Below are 3,613 nucleotides of genomic sequence, written 5' to 3' on the forward strand. Positions count from 1 at the left end.
GCAGGACGACGGATCGCGTTCCGTTGAAATGACCAGGGCCGCGCCTATCTGGTTGTGAGGGTCCGAGACAGCCCTTGCGGTTGACTTGGCCAAAACCTTCCGATTTACACCGGACCAGCAAAACTCCCGACAGCGCGGACCATTTTCCCATGCTTGAAAAGACCTACGACGCCAAAACCGTCGAGCCGAAGATCGCCAAAGTCTGGGAAGAGGCCGACGCGTTTCGTGCCGGCGCCGGGGCCGAGGAGGGGGCGGAAGCCTTCACCATTGTCATTCCGCCGCCGAACGTCACCGGTTCGTTGCATATGGGGCACGCGCTCAACAACACGCTGCAGGATATATTGGTGCGCTTCGAGCGCATGCGCGGCAAGAACGTCCTGTGGCAGCCGGGCATGGACCATGCCGGTATCGCCACGCAGATGGTGGTCGAGCGCCAGCTGATGGAAAAGCAGATCCATCGCCGCGACCTGACCCGCGAGCAGTTTATCGAGAAAGTGTGGGAGTGGAAGGCCGAATCCGGCGGCGCCATCTTCAACCAGCTGAAGCGGCTCGGCGCCTCGGCCGACTGGTCACGCGAACGCTTCACCATGGACGAAGGCCTGTCCAAAGCCGTGCTCGAAGTGTTCGTCACGCTCTACAAGGAAGGGCTGATCTACAAGGACAAGCGCCTTGTGAACTGGGACCCCAAGCTGCTCACCGCGATCTCCGATCTCGAGGTCGAGCAGCAGGAGGTCAACGGCAATCTCTGGCACTTCCGCTATCCCATAGAAGGCCAGGTCTTCGACCCGGAAAACCCAACAACCTTCATCACCGTGGCGACGACGCGCCCGGAGACGATGCTGGGCGATACGGCCGTCGCCGTGCACCCTGACGACGAGCGCTTCCGGCATCTGGTCGGCAAGAACATCGTCCTGCCGATCGTCGGTCGCAGGATTCCCGTGGTGGCGGACGAGTATTCCGATCCGGAAAAGGGTTCGGGCGCGGTCAAGATCACGCCGGCGCATGACTTCAACGACTTCGAGGTCGGCAAGCGCCACAAGCTGCCGGCGATCAATATCCTGACCACGGAGGCGGCGGTAAGCCTCAGGGACAATGAGGATTTCCTTGCCGGTCTCGAGGTGACGCCGGAGCGCCAGCTTGTCTGGGACGAACTCGACGGCCTCGATCGCTTCGTCGCGCGCAAGAAGATCGTCGATCTGATGGAAGAGGGCGGCTTCCTCGAAAAGGTCGAGCCGCATCGCCACGCGGTGCCGCATGGCGATCGCGGAGGCGTGCCGATCGAGCCATTCCTGACCGAGCAATGGTATGCCAATGCGGCGGAACTGGCCAAGCCGGCGATCGCTTCCGTGCGCGAAGGTCGCACGAACTTCGTGCCGAAGAACTGGGAGAAGACCTATTTCGACTGGATGGAGAACATCCAGCCCTGGTGCATCTCGCGCCAGCTGTGGTGGGGTCATCAGATCCCGGCCTGGTACGGGCCGGACGGGCGCGTCTTCGTCGAGAAGACCGAGGAAGAGGCGCTGAGCGCCGCGATCGAATTCTATCTGGCGCTGGAAGGACCGTGGAAGGCCTGGGTCGAGGACAAGCTGGAGAACTTCAAGCCGGGCGAGATCCTGACCCGCGACGAGGATGTGCTGGACACCTGGTTCTCATCGGCGCTGTGGCCGTTTTCGACGCTGGGTTGGCCCGACGAGACGCCCGAGCTGAAGACCTACTACCAGACCGACGTGCTGGTGACAGGCTTCGACATTATCTTCTTCTGGGTCGCCCGCATGATGATGATGGGTCTGCACTTCATGGACGAGGAGCCATTCCACACCGTCTATGTCCATGCGTTGGTGCGCGACAAGACCGGGCAGAAGATGTCGAAGTCGAAAGGCAACGTCATCGATCCGCTCGACCTTATCGACGAATACGGCGCGGACGCGCTGCGCTTCACCCTGACGGTGATGGCGGCACAAGGCCGTGACGTGAAGCTCGATCCGGCGCGCATCGCCGGCTATCGCAATTTCGGCACCAAGCTGTGGAACGCTACGCGTTTTGCCGAGATGAACGAGGTCGCGCGCAATGACGATTTCTGGCTGAACGATGCCAGGCTGGCGGTCAACCGCTGGATCCTGACCGAACTGACGCGGGCGGCGCGCGAGATCACCGACGGCATCACCTCATACCGCTTCAACGAGGCGGCGGGCGCTGCCTACCGCTTCGTCTGGAACCTGTTCTGCGACTGGTACCTGGAACTGCTGAAGCCGGTGTTCATGGGCACCGACGAGGCGGCCAAAGCAGAAAGCCGTGCCTGCGTCGCCTTCTTGCTCGACGAGATCTACAAGCTGCTGCATCCGATGATGCCGTTCATGACCGAGGAACTGTGGGCGCAGACCGCTGGCGAAGGCAAGCAACGCTCGTCGCTGCTGTGCCATGCCGCGTGGCCCTCGCCGGACTTCGAAGACGCCGAGGCTGCAGCCGACATCAATTGGCTGGTCGACCTCGTCTCCGGCATCCGCTCGGTGCGCTCGGAGATGAACGTGCCGCCGGCAGCCATTGCACCGCTCGTCGTGGTCGGCGCCAACGCTGTGACACGCGAACGGCTTGTCCGCGAAGAATCTGCGATCAAGCGGCTGGCGCGGGTCGGCGACATCTCGCTTGCCGATGTCGCGCCCAAGGGTTCGGCGCAGATCGTGCTCAACGAGGCGACGATCTGCCTGCCGCTTGGCAGCCTGATCGACCTCGCCGCCGAGGCCGCTCGGCTGCAGAAGGAACTGGCCAAGGTGACCGAGGAGATCGCGCGCCTGCACAAGAAGCTGTCGAACGAAAGGTTCGTCGCCAGCGCGCCGGCCGAGATCGTCGATGCCGAGCGTGAAAAGCTCGCTGAATACCGCGATGCGCAGGACAAGCTGTCGGTCGCGTTGGCCAGGGTTCGCGACGCCGGTTGAGGAGATTCGCGAGACTTCAGCCTTCTGTAAAGTGCTTGTTTTTCGCCTCGAAAATCAGCATGCCCTTGCGTTAATATTGACGTAAACGGAAGTTTTAGCCCCATTGTTGCCATAATGTAACAATGGGGCTCCTGGAGCCTAAAAAAGGCCTGTTTTCGAGCCTTTTTGGATAGTTCTCTCTGTTTTTTGAGACCCGCTCAGCCCTACAGGCCATTTTTCGGCCTTGCCGCACCCGGTTGCATTTCCTCGAAAATGCGCCTGGCCAATGTGTACATGTACGCCCGCGAATTCGTTGTTGCACCGTTAACCTGAATTGGTTCTAGCTTGATGCACTCGAATTCGGGGAGGACGTTTCATGACTATTCTGCGACTGAAGGCGCTGCTGGGGGCGGGCTGCTTTTCGCTGGCTTTGATCGGGACGGCGATGAATCCGGCACATGCCGGCGGCCTGGAGCGCGGCGGTTACGATATCGATTTGCTGTTCGATCCGGCTCCGTTCGCGACCGAAGCCGAATCGACCTATGTGATGCCGCAACGCAAGCTCAAGAATGCGGTGGACACCAACCCGCTCGACGGCGATTTGACGCCTCTGGGCAGCACGGCGAAGGACAGCGAGAGCTATTGGGTGCCGCGGATCGGCGTCAAGGCGCAGATCGTCCAGGGTGTCGACTGTATGTTCG

1 protein-coding gene and 1 pseudogene are annotated in these 3,613 nt (G+C 61.2%); both read left to right on the forward strand.

All coding sequences use genetic code 11. The features are described from left to right. Positions 1-149: 149 nt before the first annotated feature. Positions 150-2,933: a valine--tRNA ligase gene (locus EN750_RS23775; RefSeq protein ID WP_127397824.1), complete on the forward strand. Its 2,784-nt coding sequence runs from the start codon at positions 150-152 to the stop codon at positions 2,931-2,933. A 355-nt stretch (positions 2,934-3,288) separates the two neighbouring features. Further along, a pseudogene (locus EN750_RS23780) lies at positions 3,289-3,613 on the forward strand (transporter); the annotation flags it as partial.

Source organism: Mesorhizobium sp. M7A.F.Ca.ET.027.03.2.1, assembly GCF_003999175.1.
In the GTDB taxonomy this organism is placed as follows: domain Bacteria; phylum Pseudomonadota; class Alphaproteobacteria; order Rhizobiales; family Rhizobiaceae; genus Mesorhizobium.